Annotated in this window: 31 protein-coding genes and 1 pseudogene; 28 read left to right on the plus strand and 4 right to left on the minus strand. The window is 35.7% G+C overall.

Going from position 1 to position 21088, the window contains the following annotated elements; translation table 11 throughout:
• Positions 1-211: 211 nt before the first annotated feature.
• The 5 genes from LEGAS_RS00495 to LEGAS_RS00520 all read left to right on the plus strand — a co-directional run bounded on the left by LEGAS_RS00495 (position 212) and on the right by LEGAS_RS00520 (position 3609).
• Positions 212-1102, plus strand: a complete 891-nt coding sequence (locus LEGAS_RS00495) for an XRE family transcriptional regulator (RefSeq protein ID WP_013231109.1) — start codon at positions 212-214, stop codon at positions 1100-1102.
• Positions 1103-1207: 105 nt separating this feature from the next.
• On the plus strand, positions 1208-1864 hold the full coding sequence (locus LEGAS_RS00500) for a multidrug ABC transporter permease (RefSeq protein WP_224127310.1): 657 nt from the start codon (positions 1208-1210) through the stop codon (positions 1862-1864).
• Positions 1861-2118: a hypothetical protein gene (locus tag LEGAS_RS00505; protein WP_010383329.1), complete on the plus strand. Its 258-nt coding sequence runs from the start codon at positions 1861-1863 to the stop codon at positions 2116-2118. Before LEGAS_RS00500 ends, LEGAS_RS00505 begins: the two co-directional genes overlap by 4 nt.
• A 108-nt stretch (positions 2119-2226) precedes the next feature.
• Positions 2227-2559 (plus strand): transposase, encoded by a 333-nt coding sequence (locus LEGAS_RS00510; protein WP_010383328.1) that lies wholly within the window; start codon positions 2227-2229, stop codon positions 2557-2559.
• Positions 2560-2676: 117 nt separating this feature from the next.
• Positions 2677-3609: an IS3 family transposase gene (locus tag LEGAS_RS00520; protein WP_013231111.1), complete on the plus strand. Its 933-nt coding sequence runs from the start codon at positions 2677-2679 to the stop codon at positions 3607-3609.
• A gap of 50 nt (positions 3610-3659) precedes the next feature.
• Here the strand turns inward: LEGAS_RS00520 and LEGAS_RS00525 are convergent, their stop codons facing one another.
• Positions 3660-4421: a DUF975 family protein gene (locus LEGAS_RS00525; RefSeq protein WP_010381664.1), complete on the minus strand. Its 762-nt coding sequence runs from the start codon at positions 4419-4421 to the stop codon at positions 3660-3662.
• Between the two features lie 245 nt (positions 4422-4666).
• On the opposite strand from LEGAS_RS00525, the gene LEGAS_RS09990 reads away from it, so the two are divergent.
• From LEGAS_RS09990 to LEGAS_RS00550, 6 genes are all read left to right on the plus strand, one after another.
• Positions 4667-4810: a hypothetical protein gene (locus LEGAS_RS09990; protein WP_010381660.1), complete on the plus strand. Its 144-nt coding sequence runs from the start codon at positions 4667-4669 to the stop codon at positions 4808-4810.
• Positions 4811-5119: 309 nt separating this feature from the next.
• Entirely contained in the window at positions 5120-6367 is a 1248-nt protein-coding gene (gene tyrS, locus LEGAS_RS00530) for a tyrosine--tRNA ligase (protein ID WP_013231112.1), read from the plus strand.
• A 68-nt stretch (positions 6368-6435) separates the two neighbouring features.
• Positions 6436-7425: a D-2-hydroxyacid dehydrogenase gene (locus LEGAS_RS00535; protein WP_010381657.1), complete on the plus strand. Its 990-nt coding sequence runs from the start codon at positions 6436-6438 to the stop codon at positions 7423-7425.
• A gap of 4 nt (positions 7426-7429) precedes the next feature.
• Positions 7430-8293: an NAD(P)-dependent oxidoreductase gene (locus tag LEGAS_RS00540; protein WP_010381654.1), complete on the plus strand. Its 864-nt coding sequence runs from the start codon at positions 7430-7432 to the stop codon at positions 8291-8293.
• A 61-nt stretch (positions 8294-8354) separates the two neighbouring features.
• Positions 8355-8837, plus strand: a complete 483-nt coding sequence (locus LEGAS_RS00545) for an HIT family protein (protein WP_010381653.1) — start codon at positions 8355-8357, stop codon at positions 8835-8837.
• A gap of 53 nt (positions 8838-8890) precedes the next feature.
• Positions 8891-10096 (plus strand): MFS transporter, encoded by a 1206-nt coding sequence (locus tag LEGAS_RS00550; RefSeq protein WP_013231113.1) that lies wholly within the window; start codon positions 8891-8893, stop codon positions 10094-10096.
• Positions 10097-10329: 233 nt separating this feature from the next.
• Here the strand turns inward: LEGAS_RS00550 and LEGAS_RS00555 are convergent, their stop codons facing one another.
• The gene (locus tag LEGAS_RS00555; RefSeq protein WP_010381650.1) at positions 10330-10812 is read right to left on the minus strand and encodes a VOC family protein; all 483 of its coding nucleotides are present in this window, start codon (positions 10810-10812) and stop codon (positions 10330-10332) included.
• 370 nt (positions 10813-11182) lie between these two features.
• Here LEGAS_RS00555 and LEGAS_RS00560 point away from each other — a divergent pair, with 370 nt between their 5' ends.
• The 12 genes from LEGAS_RS00560 to LEGAS_RS00605 all read left to right on the plus strand — a co-directional run bounded on the left by LEGAS_RS00560 (position 11183) and on the right by LEGAS_RS00605 (position 17673).
• Positions 11183-11539 carry a winged helix-turn-helix transcriptional regulator gene (locus LEGAS_RS00560; protein ID WP_010015606.1) on the plus strand — a complete coding sequence of 119 codons (357 nt, stop codon included), beginning with the start codon at positions 11183-11185 and terminating at the stop codon, positions 11537-11539.
• A 27-nt stretch (positions 11540-11566) separates the two neighbouring features.
• Entirely contained in the window at positions 11567-12424 is an 858-nt protein-coding gene (locus LEGAS_RS00565) for an alpha/beta hydrolase (RefSeq protein ID WP_010381635.1), read from the plus strand.
• Positions 12425-12601: 177 nt separating this feature from the next.
• Complete coding sequence (locus LEGAS_RS00570) at positions 12602-13090, plus strand: hypothetical protein (RefSeq protein ID WP_010381632.1); 489 nt, start codon at positions 12602-12604, stop codon at positions 13088-13090.
• Positions 13091-13179: 89 nt separating this feature from the next.
• On the plus strand, positions 13180-13416 hold the full coding sequence (locus tag LEGAS_RS00575; RefSeq protein WP_010381629.1) for a hypothetical protein: 237 nt from the start codon (positions 13180-13182) through the stop codon (positions 13414-13416).
• A 60-nt stretch (positions 13417-13476) separates the two neighbouring features.
• Positions 13477-13626, plus strand: a complete 150-nt coding sequence (locus LEGAS_RS09995; protein ID WP_010381626.1) for a hypothetical protein — start codon at positions 13477-13479, stop codon at positions 13624-13626.
• Between the two features lie 44 nt (positions 13627-13670).
• On the plus strand, positions 13671-14018 hold the full coding sequence (locus tag LEGAS_RS10140) for a phage tail tip lysozyme (protein ID WP_013231114.1): 348 nt from the start codon (positions 13671-13673) through the stop codon (positions 14016-14018).
• Positions 14019-14105: 87 nt separating this feature from the next.
• Positions 14106-14825 (plus strand): hypothetical protein, encoded by a 720-nt coding sequence (locus LEGAS_RS10145; protein ID WP_224127563.1) that lies wholly within the window; start codon positions 14106-14108, stop codon positions 14823-14825.
• Between the two features lie 126 nt (positions 14826-14951).
• Positions 14952-16121 (plus strand): MFS transporter, encoded by a 1170-nt coding sequence (locus LEGAS_RS00590; protein ID WP_010381623.1) that lies wholly within the window; start codon positions 14952-14954, stop codon positions 16119-16121.
• 1 nt (position 16122) lies between these two features.
• Positions 16123-16293 (plus strand): hypothetical protein, encoded by a 171-nt coding sequence (locus tag LEGAS_RS10000; protein ID WP_013231116.1) that lies wholly within the window; start codon positions 16123-16125, stop codon positions 16291-16293.
• A 218-nt stretch (positions 16294-16511) separates the two neighbouring features.
• The gene (locus LEGAS_RS00595; protein ID WP_081457734.1) at positions 16512-16838 is read left to right on the plus strand and encodes a hypothetical protein; all 327 of its coding nucleotides are present in this window, start codon (positions 16512-16514) and stop codon (positions 16836-16838) included.
• A gap of 5 nt (positions 16839-16843) precedes the next feature.
• Positions 16844-17056 (plus strand): HAD family hydrolase, encoded by a 213-nt coding sequence (locus tag LEGAS_RS10230; protein WP_013231118.1) that lies wholly within the window; start codon positions 16844-16846, stop codon positions 17054-17056.
• 44 nt (positions 17057-17100) lie between these two features.
• Complete coding sequence (locus LEGAS_RS00605; protein ID WP_013231119.1) at positions 17101-17673, plus strand: HAD hydrolase family protein; 573 nt, start codon at positions 17101-17103, stop codon at positions 17671-17673.
• 10 nt (positions 17674-17683) lie between these two features.
• On the opposite strand, the gene LEGAS_RS00610 is transcribed toward LEGAS_RS00605, so the two are convergent.
• Positions 17684-18331, minus strand: a complete 648-nt coding sequence (locus tag LEGAS_RS00610) for an endonuclease III domain-containing protein (protein ID WP_010381607.1) — start codon at positions 18329-18331, stop codon at positions 17684-17686.
• A gap of 166 nt (positions 18332-18497) precedes the next feature.
• Between LEGAS_RS00610 and LEGAS_RS00615 the strand changes: the two genes are divergently transcribed.
• From LEGAS_RS00615 to LEGAS_RS10345, 4 genes are all read left to right on the plus strand, one after another.
• Entirely contained in the window at positions 18498-18992 is a 495-nt protein-coding gene (locus LEGAS_RS00615; RefSeq protein WP_010381605.1) for a class I SAM-dependent methyltransferase, read from the plus strand.
• 135 nt (positions 18993-19127) lie between these two features.
• Entirely contained in the window at positions 19128-19283 is a 156-nt protein-coding gene (locus LEGAS_RS10150) for a hypothetical protein (RefSeq protein ID WP_013231120.1), read from the plus strand.
• A gap of 176 nt (positions 19284-19459) precedes the next feature.
• Positions 19460-19636, plus strand: a complete 177-nt coding sequence (locus tag LEGAS_RS10005; protein ID WP_013231121.1) for a transposase — start codon at positions 19460-19462, stop codon at positions 19634-19636.
• Between the two features lie 3 nt (positions 19637-19639).
• Positions 19640-19813, plus strand: coding sequence for an IS3 family transposase (locus LEGAS_RS10345; protein WP_013231122.1), 174 nt, complete (start codon positions 19640-19642; stop codon positions 19811-19813).
• 249 nt (positions 19814-20062) lie between these two features.
• On the opposite strand, the pseudogene LEGAS_RS00625 reads toward LEGAS_RS10345, so the two are convergent.
• A pseudogene (locus tag LEGAS_RS00625) lies at positions 20063-20299 on the minus strand (transposase); the annotation flags it as partial.
• 218 nt (positions 20300-20517) lie between these two features.
• Between LEGAS_RS00625 and LEGAS_RS00630 the strand changes: the two are divergent.
• On the plus strand, positions 20518-21060 hold the full coding sequence (locus LEGAS_RS00630; protein WP_013231124.1) for a hypothetical protein: 543 nt from the start codon (positions 20518-20520) through the stop codon (positions 21058-21060).
• Positions 21061-21088 lie beyond the last annotated feature (28 nt).

Raw genomic sequence — 21088 nt, forward strand, 5'->3', positions numbered from 1 at the left:
TAAGATTTTATGTTCAATGTGTCAACCGATTGCTATACATTTTTACCAATTGCGTGATCATTCTTGTCAAATACGCATCGCAACCAACAGTTGCAACCTTAGCAAATAAAGGGTTACAGCAATATTAGTTATAAGATTTTTAAAAATACGATTTCATGTATAATCAAATTCATAAGTGATGCAATCTAAAGATGATAGGAGAAAATAGTATATGAAAAATGTTTTTAAATCACAATTATGCTTACTGCGGCAAAAAATGAGTTTGTCGCAGGATGCTTTAGCTCAGAAATTATATGTGTCTCGGCAATCCGTGTCTAAATGGGAGCATGGTGATGCTGAACCAGATATTGATAAGTTGATTTCATTGGCAGAGATTTTAGCAGTTGACTTGAATTTTCTATTATCAGGTCAGCAGAGCAATGAAGAACTGATTATTCGGTTACAGAATATCAGTAAGAAATTCAAAAAGACAGTGCTTAAAGACATTAATTTGTCAGTGTATGGTCGTGATCGCATTGCTTTGTTAGGTGCTAATGGGTCTGGAAAGACGACAATTATTAACACAATTGTTGGTTTGGTTAAGCCTGATGGTGGACGAGTGAGACGTTTTTTTAATTCAAGTGATGACCTGAGTGTGATGTCACAAGAGAATGTATTGATTGAATCCTTAAAAGTGCGAGAACACGTGATGCTATCAGCTCAAATTCAAAGACAATATTCACCAATATTTGTGACTGAAATGATTAAAAAATTTAATCTCAATGAGCAGGCACAAGTTATTATTAGCCAATTATCTGGTGGTCAGAGAAGAAGATTGGCATTGTTAATTAGTTTACTTAAACCATCAAAACTTTTAATTTTAGATGAACCAACAGTGGGGATGGATCTGGAATCAATTGATTTCTTTTGGCACTATCTAGATCATGTTGGTGGCAGTGTGATAACGATTACGCATGATTTTAATCAAATCGATAAATATTTTACGCGTGTTATTTTGTTAAAGAATGGTGTGATTGACAAAGATGTATCAGTTGCAGCAATACATGCCAACAACCAGACAATTGAGCAGTGGTATCGTATTAGTAATCAGGAAGTTGGGTAGCATAGGATGATTATCTGGTTGGATATTAAAGAAACATCTCGTAATAAGCGTTTCCTGTTGTTTACACTGATTTTCCCTCTGGTTTGATATAGTATGATGATTAGCATGGCCAAATCATCGGGATTCTTCACGATGTCAAACGCCTATTTTTGGGTGAGTGCTGCATGTGCAATTGGCATTGCTGGAAATGCAGTGGTAACTTTTTCAAAAAAAATTAGTCACACTAGAAAATTTTATCAGCTGCAGGCCCACACATCAAACTACAGTATGCGACGTTGGTTAATGGATCAAATGGCAGTACAAATTATTTTAAACTTTGCCATTTGTGTTGTGATTATAGTGGCTGGTTTATTGATGAAGTCGTTGGCGTTCAATTTAAATATTGTTATCATGCTTGTACTGTTTTCTTTAATGGGGATTTACTTGAGTACTATTGGCTTCTTGTTAGGTATTTTTGTGGATAGTCGAACACTTGATGCGCTCAGTATGCCATTGAGTATGGTATTTGGGATGCTCATGGTACGCCTTGATACATGGTTATCTGGAAACGTTATAGTAGCAATCACGACTGTTCAAAAATTTTTCCCGGGATATTATTTGTTTGGCATCGTACAGAAAATTATTTTGAAACAGAATTTTAGTAACGAATTTTTGAAGTTTTTACTGAGTTGTTCACTCATGGTGATACCATTTATGATTGTAGTTATTGTGCAACATAAAAAGCATGTTCCTAGCTTGTCAGCAGACGAGGTGACACAATGATTAATTTGCATGCGTATATTAAAAAGCAGTATGAGTCTGGTGCGTATAGCAATTTTGGAGAGCAAATAAAGCAACAAACAAACGATTATGATTTGGGCTGTCAACAAGCTCGTCAGGACTTTATCAATCATAGGCTACGTCATTATCCTAATGCTTTGTTACGATTTGGAAATGTTATATTACATGATAAGTTAACTGAAGTAACAACATTTGTCCAAGGCTATAATGACCAAATGTGGATATTGCGTCATTGACAAGTTGTTTTAGTATGTATGACACAAAAAAACCGAGAATTTCAATTGAAGTGAACCCAATAACTTGGACAGAATAAAAATCTGTTCAGAAAGTTATTGGGTTTTTCTATGTCAAAATATTCAAATGAATTTAAATTAATGGTCGTTAAGGAATGGTTGTCTGGTCAAAATAGTTTGCCTGAATTAGTCAAAAAATATGCCATCAATAATGATCACGCGATACGCGAATGGCGAGATGAATATCTTGTGACAGACTCGATCGGCTCTAAAAACCACAAATCCTATTCACCAGAATTTAAAATGACCGTGTTGAACTACCTTGAAACTCATTCCCACTCTGAGGCAGCCCGCCACTTTGCCGTCTTTCCCAGCACAACAATTGGTAATTGGTTGAGATCATATCGCATTTTCGGTTACCAAGTAGGCACGGCAATGGGTTAAAACCTAAACCGAAAGGCAGACAACCAACTATGGGACGCAAACGCATTCATCCACTCACACCAGAACAACAAGAACTCGCTGACTTGAAGCAAGAGAATTATCAGTTAAGCATGGAAAATGCTGTGTTACTGTGGTAGGCAACGCGTACAAAAAATTAAAAGCCTTAGTGGATCAACGAACCGAGAAAAACAAACGGCAGTAACGTCACTAAGGCGGACTAAATATTTTAAATTGGCTGATTTATTAGCGCTAATTGGCTTGAAACGGAGTACGTATTATTATTTAGAAGCTCATCCGCCCAACACGTCATTAGACAACAAAATAGCGGACGTAATACGTCAGATTAAGTCACCACAATTCCAAAACGAATATGGTTATCGTCGCGTGACAACGTTGTTGCACGACCAAGGTTATTTGGTTAACCATAAGCGCGTGCTCCGCATTATGCGTCAAAACGCACTCCTCAGCACAACGTATAACACACGTAAACGCCGCTATAATTCCTATCGCGGCACAGTAGGTCGGATTGCCGAACGTGTCATTAAACGCGACTTTCAAGCTGACGCACCTTACCAAAAGATCGTCACAGACGTCACTGAAATGCAATTAAACGATCATAATAAAGCTTATTTGACGGCGTTTGTCGATTTATATGCAGGCGAAGTCCTGTCGTATCATTTAGCCAAAACACCAACCATGACGCTTGTCATGCGACCATTAAAAGCATTGTCAAAGCATCGTGGAGCTATTATTCATAGTGATCAGGGATTCCATTATCAGACACCGATGTTCATTAACACGTTGAAGGATTTTGGCATGACGCAAAGCATGAGCCGTAAATCAACACCAGTCGACAATGCACCGATTGAGAGCTTTTTCCATATTTTGAAAGCCAATATCGTGCATCATAAACAGTACGAATCATTTCATGATTTCAAAGTGGTCGTTGACGACTTTATCAATTATTACAACAATCACCGTATCAAACAAAAACTCAATGGTCTGTCGCCGGTTCAATATCGGCAACTCACCACTGAGTCTGTTAGTTAATTAATTCTATGTTGTCCAACTATTGGGGTTCACATCACAATTCTCGGTTTTTATAATACGGTTGTTTTACTAGGTTGTTCACCACGTAATGCGATGTAAAATTCGGCTTGAATAGCCAGTGTATAAGGTAAAGTAAATAAATTGGCGAGACCAAAAGTGAAAAAACCTAAGAAGTACCAGCCGATAAGACTGAGATACATCATGAATAATTGGCCTTTATAGTCGGTCATTAATTTTTGAGATTGCGCGATATAGTATTTGGTTGACTGAATATCACGCCCAGCGCGTAGGTCATCACGATACAAATACAAAGCCTGTGAGTATGAAAAACTCTTGATGATCCCGGGTATGATGAACAGTAATGTCCACAATAAGGTATAAACGGCACGTAGAAAAGCAATTTGGAATGCAGTACTAGTTAACAAGTTAAAACCAGCTTTAATTGGTGACTCAGGTGTTTTATCAGTTTCGTGCCAATCAATAAAGCCACTAACTGAACTTTCAGTAAAGAAATCACTGATGGCTGTCATCAATATGCCAATAACTATAACAATAATCAAAACAATGAGACTCACAATTGTAATGGTAAGCCAATTGTCTTGGAAAAGGTGCCCCATATTGCTTGCTGTATCGGTTACTTTTTGTGTTGTTGGATTCAAATTTTGTGAAAAAGTGACATCACGAGAATTGTGATCCGACATCACACCGAATACAGTGAATATCATCGGTACTAATGATAGTAAAAATGCTGCCTTAAAGTGTGTTGTGACACGTGACCACGCGATTTTTTTAATTTGTCTGTTATTTAGCATATTGTTTGAATTACTCCCACTAATCGTAAAACCATGGTAACAAGAAAAAGTGACATTTGCAAGTTAAACCTGTTAATAGCAGGCAAAAATGAGTAACAACTAAAAGATCAGATTTAAGATCATATAGTGTTTAGTTGGTTTGAGTTTAGGAAACGGCGGTTATATTGATATAGAGGTGTGCCAAAGTTAAGATAGATATTACTGTGATTAGATGTTAGGTTGCTTAGGGTGAAACAATTTGTGCAATGGATGGGCAAGGTGGCATGATATCATCAACGTTAAAGCGCTCAACCGCTATTATCTTACTTGAACATCATCGCTTGCTAAGCATTAATTTTTCTGGCGTTGAACGTGGTAGTTATGTCGAATTAACACCTATGAAAGATTGAGATGTTGCGAGAGAGTTAATTTTGATAAAAACTAGAGAAATTAACTCTAATTGATATTATCTGGTATAATGAAAACATCATGAGTTGCTAAAAAGGCAGATGGGTGTGTCAAAGAAAGTTAGTGGTTGCTGTAAACTAACCCGCCGCTGTCTCGAGTTACACAACGAAAAAAATATGACGTATGCCGCGATAAGGCATTTTAAGTGGTAGGTCCGATGACTTACAATTTAGGTGGTACCACGGTTAAAACCGTCCTATATTAATTTATAGGGCGGTTTTTGCTATCTATTGACCAATAAGGAGAAAAACATGAATTTTATAGAAGATCTTAAGTGGCGTGGGGCATTAAATCAAATCACAGATGAAAAGGGTTTACTGGATGCAATGGCAAGTGGCAAAATTGGGGCCTATGTTGGAACAGATCCAACGGCCGATTCATTGCATTTAGGTCATCTAATTCCATTTATGGTATTGAAGCGCTTTCAAAATGCTGGTGGTAAGGCAGTGATTATCATAGGTGGCGCGACAGGTGCGATTGGTGATCCGCGACCAACAACAGAACGTCAACTACTCACGCAAGAACAACTGGTTGAAAACGAAAAGGGTATTACAGCACAGGTTACAAAACTTTTCGGTGATAATGATACACGCATTGTTAACAATAATGACTGGCTAGGAAAGCTAACGCTAACAGATTTTCTGCGTGATTATGGTAAGCTATTCTCGATTAATGTCATGTTAAAAAAAGATGTTGTGGCTTCACGATTGGAAACAGGAATTTCTTTTACAGAATTCACTTATCAAGTACTGCAGGGCATTGATTTTCATGAGTTGTGGCGTCGAGAAGATGTGAAATTACAGATTGGTGGCTCTGACCAGTGGGGGAATATCACATCGGGTATTGATTTGATTCACTCACTTGAAGGTAATGCGGCAAAAGCCTTTGGTTTGACCATTCCTCTGATGACTGATTCAACAGGTAAAAAATTCGGAAAATCCGAAGGAAACGCAATCTGGTTGGATCCTGAAAAGACATCGCCTTATACATTCTATCAATTCTGGTTAAATCAAAACGATGCTGATGTCGTCAAATATTTGAAATATTTTACATTTTTGAACAGTGAAGAAATTGATGCATTAGCTAAAGCAATTGATACTAACCCCGGCGCACGTGAAGCACAACGTCGTTTGGCACAAGAAGTCACCAAGTTTGTTCATGGTCAAGCAGCTGTTGATGACGCTGAACAATTATCAAAAGCACTGTTTAGTGGGGATGTTGCAACATTGTCAGCGGCACAAATTGCTGACGCTTTTGGTGGTGTTCCTAGTTTTGATATTACCGCTGAAAGCAAGAACATTATTGACTTTTTGGTTGATGGTGGTGTGGATCAGTCTAAGCGACAAGCACGTGAAGATGTCAATAATGGCGCAATTACAATTAATGGTGAAAAAGTAACAGATGTGGCTACTGAAATTTCGCCATCAGCGCATTATGATGGCAAATTTGTTTTGGTACGTCGTGGCAAGAAGAGATATTTCTTAGGAAAAGTACAATAATGAGAAGCAAGATTTTAATTTAAAGTGTATGATAACGTTAGTGGCAGGATAAATAAAAGGAGCATATGATGAAAATTTTAATGTACAATAGTGTGGATAAAGAAGTACCATACGTTAATGCCTGGGCTGCTAAGACAGGACATGAAGTCGTGACGTTATTTGAACCATTATCGGTGGCTAATGTTGATAGGGCACAAGAATTTGATGCTGTCACGACACAACAAACAACTGATATGCCGGATCCTATCTATCAAAAACTTGCTAGTTATGGTATTAAGCAAATAGCCTTACGCCAAGTTGGGTATGACGTGTTTGATTTACCAGCTGCTTTTAGTAACCACATTCGTCTGTCAAATGTCGCTGCATACTCCCCCCGAGCGATTGCCGAATATACACTAACACAATTATTTAATATCCTACGTAATAACAAAAAATTTGACCGCGCGATGGCAACGGGGGATTATACTTGGGCTGCAGGTGGTCAAGCAAGAGAAATTTATCAATTAACAGTTGCAGTGATTGGTGTTGGTCGTATTGGAACAGCATTTGCACAAATTTTGCATGCGTTGGGGGCCAAAGTGCTGGCTGTGGATCCTGTTTATCATGCCCAAAATGAAGCATTCGTCGAATATACAACTTTGGATGATGCTTTATCACGTGCCAATGTGATTAGTTTTCATACGCCGTTAAATGCTGAAACGCAAGGATTGGCAGATCAAGCCTTTTTTGCGAAGGTTCAACCGGGCACGATTATGCTTAATATGGCCCGTGGTGGCATTGTCGATATGGCTGCTTTGGAAGCAGCTTTGCTATCTGGGCAACTTTATGGTGCTGCATTTGATGTGACGCCAAATGAAAATGAATTTATGGATCAAAAACAGACAGTTACGGAATTACCGGAAAATATTCAGCGTCTGATTCAATTAGATAACTTTTACTTATCACCACATATTGCATTTTATACGAATACAGCTATCAAAAATATGGTTGAAATAGCGCTAGATGATGCTGTAATCATGGCAAATGGTGGGCACACTGAAAACGAAATTTTGAGGTGACAAAATGAATATTGGTTTTATTGGAACTGGTGTCATGGGAACAGGCATTGTCAATAATTTATTACATGCTGGTCATCAAGTGACTGTTTATAATCGTACACAATCCAAGGCCGCTAATGTTATTTCTCATGGTGCTGTTTGGGCTGATACGCCAGCAAATGTTGCGCGAGTTTCAGAGATTACATTTACGATGGTTGGTTATCCAAAAGATGTTGAAGATGTTTGGATGCGAGAAGATGGTATTTTTGCTGGTGCTAAAACTGGTGCTATTTTAGTTGATATGACAACGTCCACGCCAAAATTAGCCGAAAAATTGGCTAAAAAGGGTGAGGAACTTGGCGTTCAAGTGATAGATGCGCCCGTTTCTGGTGGCGATACAGGTGCTAAAAATGGCACTTTATCCATCATGGTTGGTGGATCATCAACAACTTTTGATCAAGTTTTACCAATATTCAAAGACATTGGGCAGCAAATTGTGTTAGCAGGGTCGGCTGGCAAAGGGCAACACATGAAAATGAGTAATAATATTGGGGTTGCCGCGACAGTCATTACAATGGCAGAATCAATGGTTTACGCAAAAGCAGCTGGGTTGAACATGACGGATGCTTATAATGTGTGGCGTAGTGGTGCAGCAGGTTCATGGTCAGTCACAAATTATATGCCACGTGTGATGTCAGGTGATTTTTCTGCCGGATTTTATGTTAAACATTTGTTAAAAGACCTTAGAATCGCGCTTGATTCAGCAGCTGATATGCAACTTGATTTGCCCAGCGCACAGTTGGCAGAGCAACTTTTTGCTAAGTTAAGTCAAACACATGGAGATGAAGGCGTGCAAGCCATTGTTAAGTTGTGGTCAGAATTTCAGTAGGACTTGATGGTGTTTCACGTGAAACAAACGTCATTGTCATTGAAAATATTGGTGAAAACTAATGAAACAATGGTTCGAAGATCGTATTGGATCGGCTATCAATGGTAGTAATCCAATGGTTATGGCAGAATTAGAGGGCGGTTACGCAGTTTTTGGCGATGTACAATTTTTACCTGGTTATTCTGTTCTACTACCAAAACGCCATGTGTCATCTTTAAATGAGTTAAATATAGATGAAAGACAGTCGTTTTTACGAGATATGAGTATCTTGGGTGATGCGATATTGGACGTGTGTCATGCTGACAGAATTAACTATGATATATTAGGGAATACAGATAATTTTCTTCACGCCCATGTCTTTCCAAGATATGCAACAGAAAAACGAGAAAGATTGGAAAAGCCGGTCTGGTTATACAGTTCTGATCATTGGACTGATGTACAATATCGCTATGATCCAATGAAACATGATACATTAAGAAAGAGAATAACCGAATATCTTACTAATGATTGTCAAAAAAATCATATTGAACATATAATTTTTTGACAATCGTTTTTTGTATAAAAATTAAGTATATGAAGTTAATAAAGGAAGTTTAAATGACAGAAATAAAGCAGCGAACAACGGCCGAATATCAGGTCAACCATTTTAAAGTGCGATTAGTTATTTATTTAAGCTATATCGTACAAGGTTTTGCGTTAATCATCTTAGCACAGACTGTCCAGCAATTGAGTACATTGTGGCAGAGTTCTATTGCCAGTACAACTGCTGTTGTGTCGTCAATTGGTATTGGAAAACTCATCGCTTATCCTATCTTAGGAGAACTATCAGATCATTTAGATCGAAAAAAACTGCTTAGTATCGCAGCGATCACGTATATTTTGTTTTTTACATTATTACCATTAACACATACTATTTTTTTGGCGGTTATTGTGACAACTTTGGCAGGATTAGCGAATGCAGCCTTAGATGCAGTTGCATATCCAACATTATTAGAGATTAATCACGGTAAATCGAGTGGTAATGTCTTAATAAAAGCTATGATTTCATTGGGTGAAGGTTTGCTGCCTATCATATTAGTGACACTCATTAATCAAAAGATTTGGTTTGGTTGGTTATACTGGTTAGCAACAGCTATTTTGATTGTGAATCTGAGTACCATGTTGTCTATTAAATCTGAAAAATTTTATACCTTAAAGAATCAGACAACGTCAAAAGTCATTAAAAATAAAGTTAAATGGCAGTGGGACATCACAAAAATACTTTTCTTAATTTATGGTTTTAGTTCGATGTGGTTGATGCTTCATTTTACGCAGTGGGTCACGCGATACTTTCATGTTGTGCAGTCTTTTACAACGGTTAATTCACATTTGCTAATGACTTTTTATAGTATTGGGTCGTTAGTTGGTGTGGGATTGTTATTTTTAATTACTAATCAAAAGTGGATACGCGAAGCCAGGTTACTTGTCCTAACGGCTATTGGAACAATAGTGGGATTGGCTGTGATCGTTTCAAGCCAAGAGATGCGTCTTGCTAGTTTGGGTTGTTTTATTTTTGGTATTTCTGCGGCTGGGGGGTCATTACAATTAGGATTGAGCCAATTAATTGCACACAATTCGAAATTTTCCGGTCGATTAACAGGCCTTTATTTTTTCTTTGGTAGTGTGGCATTTTTTTTAATGCCAATCGTGACTGGGTTATTTGCGACGAAACACTTAGCAAACATGATGACGAGTCTATTCATTATTGCTGGTTTGAATTTAATTATCGTCGTATTCAATGTGTTCCACGAACGTAACAGATGATTTAGTTTGTTTGATTCAATAAATAAAACCCGATAACTCTCACATAATATGAAAGTCATCGGGTTTTATAATGTTAGAACTGTGAATAGAAATCATAGAATAAATGGCTCTTATTGGTTACTAAACACCTGTTTTGCCACGATTAACCATTCGCCTCTGACATGAGAAGAATAACTGCCAATCGTTTTATAAAATAGACAAAATTTAATGTTGTCTAAACTAACATATCATGATTATCCGCGAGTAAATGGGCCCTTTGGTGCAATTAATTCAAGATTTGTGCCATCCGGATCAGTGAAATAAGCGACGCCGGTACCCAATCCATTTTTCAATCCATCTTGTTCTTCAAAAAAGATGGGTTTACCGTCGGGATGGATACCAATGGCTTTTAAGCGAGCAACCGCAGCATCGATATCATCAACTTCAAAACACATATGCATGGCACTGATTTGTTCATTTGAATAATGCGCTTGGCTTGGTTTTGGTTCAACGTATTCTAGAATATCAATGTTGACATTACCTAAATGAAGATTGGCAAATTTAATTAATGTATTTTCCAAGCCTTGTGTCTCTGCCATCCGTTTGCCGCTAATTTCATCTTTATTGGCTATCTTTCTCCCCGTTAATGCCTCATAAAATATGATTGAATTTTCTAAATTACTAACAGTGATACCAATGTGATTTATGATTGAAAAACCTGTATCTGGTTCTGTCATGTTGAATTCTCCTTTTATATACAAATCCTCTAAAGCGTGCCATGCATGTTCAAATGCGTCATTACCCGGCCACTGAATCAGGGATAGCTCTAAATAATCTAATTTTAAATTTTGAAGACTGTGGTTGAAAGCGAGGATTCTACCAAACTTTTGAAGTAATAAAAATATCATCGCGATTTAAGCCGACACCTGGTATTTTTTCCCGTTGTTAAGTAGCACAGTATCTGTTAATGAAATCATCTCATTCCTGTTTCCTATTCCTCGTGTATATAGTTTATAATGTAAAAGTACTTATGTATAGTACATACTTTTTTGTACCATACATACTTAAATGTTATTTTTAGATATAGCAAGAGAAAGGCGACAAAAATTGGCAGACAAAATTTATAATATCGGTGTAGAAGCGACCATGGCAGTGATTGGTGGTAAGTGGAAACCGATTATACTTTGTAATTTACGTCATTCTGCGTTACGACCAAGTGAATTGCGTAGAAAAATCCCACGCATAAGTCAAAAAATGCTGACACAACAACTTCGCGAATTGGAAGAGGCTGACATTGTAGATCGAAAGTCATATAATCAAGTACCTCCGAAAGTAGAATACGCATTAAGTGAATACGGAGAGACACTGGGAGAATTACTTGATGGCTTGTGTGCCTGGGGCGAAATGCATGTGAACACTTTAAAAGTTAAAGGCGAGCATGTTGTTTTGCTAAATGAGGCATGATAAATGTGAGACGAAAGAATAATCATAATGCTGACAAAATATAAGAAAATTTTTATACTAGCAGTACTTGTATTGCTCATTTTTTTAATAGGCTATGCTCATACTAACAAAAGGGTGACTCAATCAGTTGAAAATGTCACTAAAAGTACGATTGTCCCCACGTTTTTTTTGCATGGATATGGTAGCAGCTATAAAGCTGAGCAACATATGACTCACTATTTGGTTGAGCAAGGAGACTCGAATACTATTATTCGGGCCAATGTCTCGAAAAGTGGGGCAGTAAAATTAAGTGGTGTGATTGACAAAAAAGCAAAGCATCCTTTGGTTGAAGTTAACTATGAAAACAATAAAAACACGAATTATCATCAAGATGGGCAATGGCTTAAAAATGTGATTGTTGCTTTGCAAAAGCAGTATAAAATTAAGGAATTTAATGCTGTTGGTCATTCTATGGGCAATATGTCGATTGTCTTTTATTTATTAGATCATTCGAGTGATAGTAAATTACCTAAACTAGCGAAGCAAGTTGATATTGCCGGTCATTTCAATGGCATTTTAGGAATGGATGATCAAGCGAATCAAATGGTACTAAATAGTCAAGGCAAGCCACAAAAAATGAATGCGAATTATAAAGCATTACTGAAATTAAGAACTATTTATCCTAAAAATCAAGTGAAAGTTTTAAATATTTATGGCGATAGAGATGATGGTAGTCATTCTGATGGCTCAGTCAGTAATACGTCCTCACAATCATTACGCTACTTGATTTCTGATCGTACGAAGTCCTATAAAGAGTTAAAAATAACCGGAAAAGATGCACAACACAGCAAGTTACATGAGAACAAGGTAGTTGATCAGGCACTGAACACTTTCCTTTTTGAATAGTTAGAAATATAAAAAGACTGAATTTTGATGTTCATTAGGATAGGTTAGATGTGTATGAATACATGCAAAGGTTAGAGTCATTTTCAGAGGAATTATAACGCTCGGACGATTAGTGCTTTAGCTGATTACGCAAGAGATCATTTTAGAAACTATGATGATTGAAAGGATAGTTTAAAAATGATAAACACTAGAATTAAGATGTTAAGTGTTGTCGGGTTCTTCCTGATTGGCGCTTTTTTTAATACACAATTTCAAAAATCTCAAATAAAACAAGCGACTGCCTCAGTTGCTAAATTGTCAGCAACACAGTCTCTTACTACTATTAGTGGCACATTAACTAAAGTGATTGATAATGACAATAAAATGCCAGATGATAGCCTGCCAAAAGATACTGTTAATGCATTGTTTAATGCAGGCTATGTGTCAGACAAACAAGTATTATCAAAAGTGGCTAATGATAAAGTCAGAAAGTTTGTTAAACAGTTTTTAGGGCAATTAGAGAGTGATCCAGCACAAGCTAAAAAATGGCATGTATCGGATAATCAACTGCAAGTTAGCCAACAAAAAGACAGCCTATTATTCTTTGGTGCCTTAAAGGCAACTAATGGCAGTCGCACAGTTAATTATCAATTATTGGGACAATTAATGCAAAGGGTAATGAGTTGATCTCATTGACTTTAGGCAATCTCACAAAGGGGGATCAATAATGACACGTAAAACACAAACAAGCCACTGCAAAAAGGAGTCATCAAAAAGTGAAGCAAGTGGTTGCCAAAAGTACCATTACGAAAGCTAGTGATACGAGTCAACAATTTTTCAATCTTGCTTATAATTGGTCATCTGGATTTGATTATAAAAAACGTATCAAGAAAATCAAGCAAGCTAAATTAGTGACTAATCAGGTTTTAGCCAATGATTATTTATTTCCAGAGGTTGGTGGCACGGCTGATTATATTGATAATAATGGTTTGAAATCTAGTAGTGTTGTGTAAGTAGCCTATTATCCGAAAACAATTAATGATGAGCAAACCAGTGGTGTCGTTGGTGTTGCAGTGAATACGAAACATGACAGTGATGTTGGAAATGGTGAAATACGTTATTACTATTTTGATATTGACTATCAAGCCACTAGTCTTGATTATGTTTGGCGGTTGGCTGTTAATCAAAGCACTGATTTTAATACTTTTAATCCTTATGAGTAATCATTAAGGATTTTTTATTAGTCAAAATATAGAAAGGAGATCATGTGAAAAATCAAGTTAAACAAGCAGTTGTGATGAAAATTGTTTTGTATTGTGCGCCACTGCTTGTCATTTTAATACCAGTGCTTTTGATTATTGCGCTAACAATGAACAATCCTAGTATTGTTTGTCAGACTGATACGACAACGACAAGTTCAGATAGTGGTTCCAGTAATGGATCCTTAGCCGATAAAAATTCAGATGTTGGAAAACGAGTTAGTTATATCGCTAATCGCTTTAAGCAAGCTGGTTATTTTGGGGACAATATTTCAGCAATCATTGCCATTGGTTGGCGTGAAAGTAATCTAAACCCTAAAGCGGTTAATCCTGCGGGTTCATTTAAAGGGATTTGACAATGGGGTGCTGGTGGTATCAACGGTAATCGTTATCAAAATACCGCAGATACGGTTGAAGCCCAGGTCGATTTAGCATTTAAAGAATTGGCAAGTAGTCATCATTCAACAATGCTTGGGTTGGCAGTTGCTAAAGATATTGATAGTTCAACTTTAGCCTGGGATACAGGAGTTGAGGGTGTGGGAGCAAGTGACCCACAACGTAAAGTGCCGGAAGTTAAATCATGGGCGGAAACGCTCAAAAAAACTTATGATCTTAGTTTTGAGGGATCATTAAGTAGTGGTAATAATGCAGATAGTAACAGTAATAATCAAAGTTCTTATTGTAATACTGACGATAGAATGACACCGTATTTAGTACAGGATTTATATGAACAAATTAAGCAGGTAGAACGTTTAGTAGAACTATTAACAACGTGTGACCAGGCATTAGAAAATTTAGATCAGACGATTAGTTTAATTGAACATAAGCATGATGATGAAGCTGCGATTAATGGTGCTATGAAAACTATTCGTAAACAGTATCAGGCTTTGTTAGAAAAAGTTGGATTAGACGGTAGTGTCATGGATCGTGTTAATCAAGCAATAGACAATATTCATGGTCAATATCGTCAATTGCATGTTCAAAATAAAGCTTTATTTTTTGTACAACTAGAAAATATCCATGATCAGACAATCAAGTATATTAGAAATTATATTGAAATTGCCTTTATTCAGAAACGGATTGATTATGGCTTCAACCAGTTTAATACATTTTTGCGAGTAGTAGTTGATAATGCAGTATATCGTAAAAACATTAAAGTATAGCGATGGAATTTTAACAAAATATTGGTAACGAGGACTCTACGATTTTGCCGATGTATCACACAAATTGAAGAAGTAAGCGTTTACAATAATTGTGATAAATGTAAGTAGTTCAACTAGGAGAAGAATATGCCGAATAAAAAACAACTTTTGTCATATCGAATATTCGATGAACTAGGTGATTGGTTCTATTATTTTGTGATTGTATTAATTGTGTTTAAAACATCGAACGATAATGCAATTTATCTTGGTGTATTATCGGCGTCGTATACTGTTCCCGGACTTGTTTTTAGTAGATTATTGGCAAGAACGTTAAGAAAGCACAATATACGTTCGTCTCTGTTATCCATGGCGACGATTCGTGTATTTGTTTTGGTTGCAATGTTTATTTTCGTTACCAATACTTTGTTTGTGATTATTCTTGTGTTTTTAGAACAGATGTTATCGCTCGGTTCAAAATTGGCTTTTCAAAATATGATTGTTGACATTGAGGAAGATGAGGATGTTTTAAAGAGTTTTAATCGAGATGTTACGATATGGTCGACAGCTGCTCGGTTATGCGTAATTCCAATTTATTTTTTACTAACAAAGCAGTTTTCTGACGAAATATTCGTGTTATTAGATGCTATTTTTATGGTGTTTGCTTTGATATCTATTGGATTAATTTCTAATGATACAAGTTTTTCAAAATCCATTGTTAATGTTAAGTTGGAACGTTCTCAAACGGTATTTGAGAAAAATAGATTTGATGGACTAACCATTTGGTTGATTGTACTCCTGTCTTCGATTGGTGTAGCTAACGCCTTTACTGATGCGTATGGAATATCGGCTATCAATTTTATTTCTAATAACACACAAATTCAATATGCGATTGCTGTGTTTGTCATGACAATTGCTGAACTCATATCAGGCATGACATCTAAGTTAGTAGATAACCAATTATCAGGACATAAACGAAACTACTTAATTTCCATAATGGTTTTATTAAGCGGTGTACTTATGATTGGTGCCGGATTATTTAAAACGATGATTATCTTATTGACTTCTCTCGTAATATGCAGAATATTTTTTATTTGGATTCAATTGTATGCCTTAGCTTATTTTCAACAGAAATTTAAGAATCAAATCATGTCGGTTTTGGCAGTTCAGAATATGGCATTAGATGGGGTAGCACTTGGTAATTCAATTATTGGCGGCTTTCTAATCAATCAACTCGGAATAATTTCTTATATGTTAATGATTGGGGTGAATTGTATTATCTTTGGACTGGCATTCATTTTAATGAGAAAGGGAAATTAATATGTATTCGGTTGTTCTGGGATTAGCGACTAATAGAAGTGATAATAAAATATTAAAGTGGCTACAAGAAGTCAAACAAGAAATTGAAGAATTAGATGTTGGTCAATTCAAGATAGAAGTTGTGATATATCTTAATGGGCGAACGGCCGGGGAAGAACGATGCCATAAATAAAATACTGTCCTATGCTCGAGGAAATAAAAAGGATATTATTCATTTTTTTGATGATGATATTGAATTTCTGAAGGGTTCTATTGTTAAAAATTTAAATACATTAATAGAATACCCAAGAGGTGAACATGTCTTGATTGGTTCTGATTTCAAAGTGAGGGAAAACGTTTTAAATGTTATACAAAAAATATTAAATGCACCATTTGAAATACAAAGATGCAATGATTATTAAGCCTGAGGGATCAAAAGTTTATTTTGAGTCGGTGGAGGGAGTAAGAGATTGGTTTTGGCAACAATTGAGAGTTTTTGTTGGTGTAGAAAAATCGTTTATGTTTTTTCAAAATGAATATACAAGGCTGCAAAGTTATTTTTCTTGGAGATATGCCGAAAATCCAAAATATCGTAAACATATTCGTCGTATTACGATTAAAGCACATATTAAATTACTTTTATTTAGGGTTTTTCAAAAAGCAGTATTTATTGCTGGTAAGAAAGAATTAAAAAAAAATAGAGTTGTTATGTGGAATAAATATCGGAGGGAAAAGTGAATATAATGAAGTGTTTTATAGATTTTGATGGTACATTGGCAACAGATGATGGCTTTATAAATGATGAGAATATAAAAATAATTCAAGAAAGAGGAAACGAGTTTGTACTAGTAACAGGTAGAAATGTTTCTCAAATAACTAAAATATTTCGTGAATATAAAATTAGCATTCCCGCAATTGGCGGTAATGGAGCTTTTTTACTAAAAAAAATAGGGTAACTTTGAATCAGAAAATAGAGCCCAACTTACTGAATAAGTTATTAATGGCACTTCAATCGTATGGTTTGCCGACGATTATACATACAGTCCTTGATAATTGGCTTTTTTTTGACTTTGAGAACAATGATGACGTTTATTCAAATGCAAGAATTCAAAAAATTGCCGACGAATATGCCACAAAAATACTCAAGACTAAGCATGCTTCAAAAGATATTTATGATTTATATTGGACAACTTTTTTTGAAGAATGCAAAGGTAAAGTTGGCATAAAAGAGAGTGTTGAGCTTGAAAATGTTACAGGTGTAGAAGTTTTCTTTTCTGATATTCATGAGCAATATCGGTTGAAGAAAACTTTTTCCCGAAAAGAGGGACAGTGTACTGAGTCGTATTATACAAGTATTGAATTCAACACAAACTCATCAAAAGGTATTGCAATCAATGACTACATTGAGAAAAATAATATCAAGTTCAGTTATAGTATTGGAAATGGTTTAAACGATGAATCAATGTTTTTAGTTTCCGACATCAGTTATAAAATGATTCATTCAAATCCGACACTGTCAGCTAAAGAAATCCCCTTTTCTCCAAAAGACCCTTTTTTAAAATATCTATTCTGATAATAATACTTTAACCAAATGGATTTACATTGGGGTATTTTTGAGACTTATTGATGAATTCTGTTCCATATTCATCAATAAGTGCATGAAATTCTTGCAGCTCTGATAGAGTCATTTGGTTTATTATCGATGGCTCCAGGTCACGTTTTAAAGATTGGTAACTTAAGCTTTTAAATTCAACATTTTCTAGGAATGCTACTAATTTTCTGGTATAAGAATCTGGAATAAATACAGGTCTATTAAAAACATATAATAAGATATCATCGGCTGTTTCTGGACCAATTCCTGTGACGCTAAGTAAAATATTTCTTAATTCATTGGTTGTGTGGTTTTTATTTAGATAAATAAGATTAAATTTGTGCTTACTTAAAAGAGTAAACAGTTCTTTAATGGTCTTGCTTTTGGCATTATAAAAGCCACTGGGCTTAATTGCGTCTATTAGTTTCTTTTGTGGCGTATTTAAAATCAGCGCTGGATTAAAATCTGTAATTTCCTTAAGGTTAGTAATTGATTTCTGAACATTCGTCCAACTTGTGTTTTGTACAAGAACCGCACCTATCATCATTTCCCAATCCGATTCAGCAGGCCACCATCCTTGGTGACCGTGTTTACTTAATAATTCTTGAAATGTTTCATAGTAATTAGCTTTAAATATCATTGACTTACCTATCAATTAACAAACTTTTTAAATTAAATTTAGTAATAATAACTCTTTTTTCAATAGTAACATTAAAAATGATCAAAGCATAATGAAAGCGGTTATATCTATAAGCTGTGGTGTTATTCTTAGATTAATAGGTTGAATTATTTTTTAGGGGGTTAGTATGAGTATTTCAAATGTTGAAAAAGTAAAGAACATATATGATTCACTTGCTGATACGTGGGATAGCAAAAGCAAACTGATTAAACAAATTAGAGGTGGTGAATCTAACAGATCATTGGTTTTACTAAATTCATTAATAAAACCAGATATGAAAATTGCTGATATTGGTGCGGGAACAGGTCGTGCAACAAGAAACATATTGAAAAATAGTCAAGAAGTCCAAATTAGCGCGGTTGATTTATCACCGAAAATGCTTGCTATTTTGAGAAAACTAGTGGCTAATGAGTATCCGGATGATGATAGGTTCATCACTAAAGTTGGTGATGTTGAAACAATTGTTTTGCCCGATTCTGGAAATTTTGATCTTGTCGTAATGCTTTACTTACTTCATCATGTAGAAAATGCGAAAGAGACATTATTACATGCATCAATAATGATTAAAGATAACGGACGCTCGTATACTGAAAATCCGGACTGCTTTATTTCTAGGGCATAATCCGAGATAATCAAGTATAGGAGTTTTTTATATTATGAATGCTAAGCGATACGCAACAGAATTTAAATCATCGATTGTTGCCTTGTATAACGAGGGACGTTCTGCTAATACTCTAGCCAATGAATACAATACCACTTGACTGTGCAAACCGTCACGGGTTGGGTCAAAAAAGCCCAAATCGTTGGGACTGATGTTAAGGGTCAACCAGTGACTCGTGCTGAATTTAATGCGATGCAGAAAGAAGTTGCACGTCTCAAAGAAGAAAATGAAATTTTATCACGCTTAGCCTGACAAGCAATTGCGGCCGTTTTACTAGGCGAACATCGCAAGTAACACGTAAGACCCATTTTCTTATTGTCCAGTCATTGCTAAAACAGCATTTTAAACTCATTATGTATGGTGCTTCGACTGCTCAAAATACCTAAAAGTACTTACTTCGATTAGGTTCACTATGTCGAGCCCCGCGTTTGCGATTAGCATTAGCTGATCTGAATTTTCATCATGGGACCAACCGAGTTCGTCGTTTAATGCGAGAAGCCGGCATATACTCTGTTATGAGTCGTCAGTTTAACAAACCAACGACAACCGTTGATTATTGTCAACGTCCCAACTTAATCAGGCATTTACCAGAAGCCAATGCCTGAAGCATGGACATCACTTATTTAAAGTTGAGTAATGGTCAGTGGGTTTATTTAGCGTCGACTTTAGATTTACGAACGCATCAGATATTAGCCCATCAAATCAGTGCCACGATGGATACCAAATTAGTAGTTACAACACTGCAAAGAGCGCTGTCAACCCATAAAAAACCAAATTATTGACACACTGATATGGGCAGTCAGTTCACTAGTTTTGGCTTTGAAAATTTGTTAAATCGACACAAAATTGATCATTCGTATTCAACGCTAGGGCATCCATACGATAATGCAAAAATTGAAAGTTTCCACTCACTATTAAAGCGTGATAAGTACTGCAATTTAATTTTAAAATGCGTAGCACGGTCGCAATTTTTTCTCTCCTAGATAAATTTTGTTTAATAATGGACATGACAGGCTTACGTCCTAAAACGATTAATTTTTTGCCAACAAGACTGCTGTTACTTTTAAAATACGTAGTTCTTCACGCAGACGTTTATTTTCTTTTTCAAAGGCACTTAATCTGACGTTTTCGGGCGTATATTGATCTAAATAGTTAGCTTTTTTGAGCCAGGAACGAACAGATTCAGTCCAGACCCCATATTCTGTACGAATGTCCTTAAGTGACTTACCTGAGTGGGCCATCTCAACAATGTAATTTTTAAATTCTTGAGTGTATTTTTTTTACCATAATGAATTTCTGTTAGTGTAACAAAGAATAACTTTTGTCTACTTTTACATCATAGGACCATTTATATTGATGAAATTTTCATTAATTGTTGAAAAATAATTGACTTTTTATTAAAATAAGATTATATTAAACTCACTAAAAGTTTATTTAAAAATAATAATTGTGAGGATTAAGAATTATGGGTGGGATTAATTGTAAAATGACAACGTGTTATATTGCAGAAAACGAAATTGAAAATTTGCGTTTGGCATATGCATCAATTGTTAAAAATGTTTTTCAAATTAATGCGTATTTTAGTTTTGCTAATGTTCATGTTGAAGAAATTATGTCATTCGAAAAAACAACACAATATACTCTCGCATTTGCGAAGTATGAAGATGTAAAACAAAACTTACTTACAAGTTGGAACGCTTCAGTGGCACTAGATAATAATTTAGATGATTTCTTTAAAAATTTGAATGCGGTTCAATCTGATGTTGATTTGAGTAATGATGAGGTTCTTATTCTCAAGGAAATGAGTTTGACAAATACAAAAATGTCAGATTTAATCTATGATTTATACAATGCATATGAAGTGATGCCGTACGAAAAACTTCTTATGGAAAGTCAAGTCCATGAATATTTGCGACATGGTAGTATCACAAAACTGACAGAAGACATTGTTGGATTATTATCTCAAGAGCTTGTTTTCCTTAAAAAATATAGTGTAATGACCAAAGAAGTTGAACTAATTAATAGTTAATGCTTATATTTATACAAAGAGAAGTCGG

The organism is Leuconostoc gasicomitatum LMG 18811, assembly GCF_000196855.1.
In the GTDB taxonomy this organism is placed as follows: domain Bacteria; phylum Bacillota; class Bacilli; order Lactobacillales; family Lactobacillaceae; genus Leuconostoc; species Leuconostoc gasicomitatum.

What these genes read in the sequence shown, in the direction of transcription:
- LEGAS_RS00520 (WP_013231111.1), top strand. Translation starts at nt 2,677, where the DNA reads ATGCTGTGTTACTGTGGTAGGCAACGCGTACAAAAAATTAAAAGCCTT.
- LEGAS_RS00565 (WP_010381635.1), top strand. Translation starts at nt 11,567, where the DNA reads ATGCTGACAAAATATAAGAAAATTTTTATACTAGCAGTACTTGTATTG.
- LEGAS_RS00605 (WP_013231119.1), top strand. Translation starts at nt 17,101, where the DNA reads ATGGCACTTCAATCGTATGGTTTGCCGACGATTATACATACAGTCCTT.
- LEGAS_RS10230 (WP_013231118.1), top strand. Translation starts at nt 16,844, where the DNA reads ATGAAGTGTTTTATAGATTTTGATGGTACATTGGCAACAGATGATGGC.
- LEGAS_RS00505 (WP_010383329.1), top strand. Translation starts at nt 1,861, where the DNA reads ATGATTAATTTGCATGCGTATATTAAAAAGCAGTATGAGTCTGGTGCG.
- LEGAS_RS00610 (WP_010381607.1), bottom strand. Translation starts at nt 18,331, where the DNA reads ATGATATTTAAAGCTAATTACTATGAAACATTTCAAGAATTATTAAGT.
- LEGAS_RS00630 (WP_013231124.1), top strand. Translation starts at nt 20,518, where the DNA reads ATGACAACGTGTTATATTGCAGAAAACGAAATTGAAAATTTGCGTTTG.
- LEGAS_RS00495 (WP_013231109.1), top strand. Translation starts at nt 212, where the DNA reads ATGAAAAATGTTTTTAAATCACAATTATGCTTACTGCGGCAAAAAATG.
- LEGAS_RS10345 (WP_013231122.1), top strand. Translation starts at nt 19,640, where the DNA reads ATGGACATCACTTATTTAAAGTTGAGTAATGGTCAGTGGGTTTATTTA.
- LEGAS_RS00550 (WP_013231113.1), top strand. Translation starts at nt 8,891, where the DNA reads ATGACAGAAATAAAGCAGCGAACAACGGCCGAATATCAGGTCAACCAT.
- LEGAS_RS09990 (WP_010381660.1), top strand. Translation starts at nt 4,667, where the DNA reads ATGGATGGGCAAGGTGGCATGATATCATCAACGTTAAAGCGCTCAACC.
- tyrS (WP_013231112.1), top strand. Translation starts at nt 5,120, where the DNA reads ATGAATTTTATAGAAGATCTTAAGTGGCGTGGGGCATTAAATCAAATC.
- LEGAS_RS00570 (WP_010381632.1), top strand. Translation starts at nt 12,602, where the DNA reads ATGATAAACACTAGAATTAAGATGTTAAGTGTTGTCGGGTTCTTCCTG.
- LEGAS_RS00540 (WP_010381654.1), top strand. Translation starts at nt 7,430, where the DNA reads ATGAATATTGGTTTTATTGGAACTGGTGTCATGGGAACAGGCATTGTC.
- LEGAS_RS10000 (WP_013231116.1), top strand. Translation starts at nt 16,123, where the DNA reads ATGTATTCGGTTGTTCTGGGATTAGCGACTAATAGAAGTGATAATAAA.
- LEGAS_RS00595 (WP_081457734.1), top strand. Translation starts at nt 16,512, where the DNA reads ATGATTATTAAGCCTGAGGGATCAAAAGTTTATTTTGAGTCGGTGGAG.
- LEGAS_RS00525 (WP_010381664.1), bottom strand. Translation starts at nt 4,421, where the DNA reads ATGCTAAATAACAGACAAATTAAAAAAATCGCGTGGTCACGTGTCACA.
- LEGAS_RS00500 (WP_224127310.1), top strand. Translation starts at nt 1,208, where the DNA reads ATGGCCAAATCATCGGGATTCTTCACGATGTCAAACGCCTATTTTTGG.
- LEGAS_RS00545 (WP_010381653.1), top strand. Translation starts at nt 8,355, where the DNA reads ATGAAACAATGGTTCGAAGATCGTATTGGATCGGCTATCAATGGTAGT.
- LEGAS_RS00535 (WP_010381657.1), top strand. Translation starts at nt 6,436, where the DNA reads ATGAAAATTTTAATGTACAATAGTGTGGATAAAGAAGTACCATACGTT.
- LEGAS_RS00555 (WP_010381650.1), bottom strand. Translation starts at nt 10,812, where the DNA reads ATGACAGAACCAGATACAGGTTTTTCAATCATAAATCACATTGGTATC.
- LEGAS_RS00590 (WP_010381623.1), top strand. Translation starts at nt 14,952, where the DNA reads ATGCCGAATAAAAAACAACTTTTGTCATATCGAATATTCGATGAACTA.
- LEGAS_RS00510 (WP_010383328.1), top strand. Translation starts at nt 2,227, where the DNA reads ATGTCAAAATATTCAAATGAATTTAAATTAATGGTCGTTAAGGAATGG.
- LEGAS_RS00615 (WP_010381605.1), top strand. Translation starts at nt 18,498, where the DNA reads ATGAGTATTTCAAATGTTGAAAAAGTAAAGAACATATATGATTCACTT.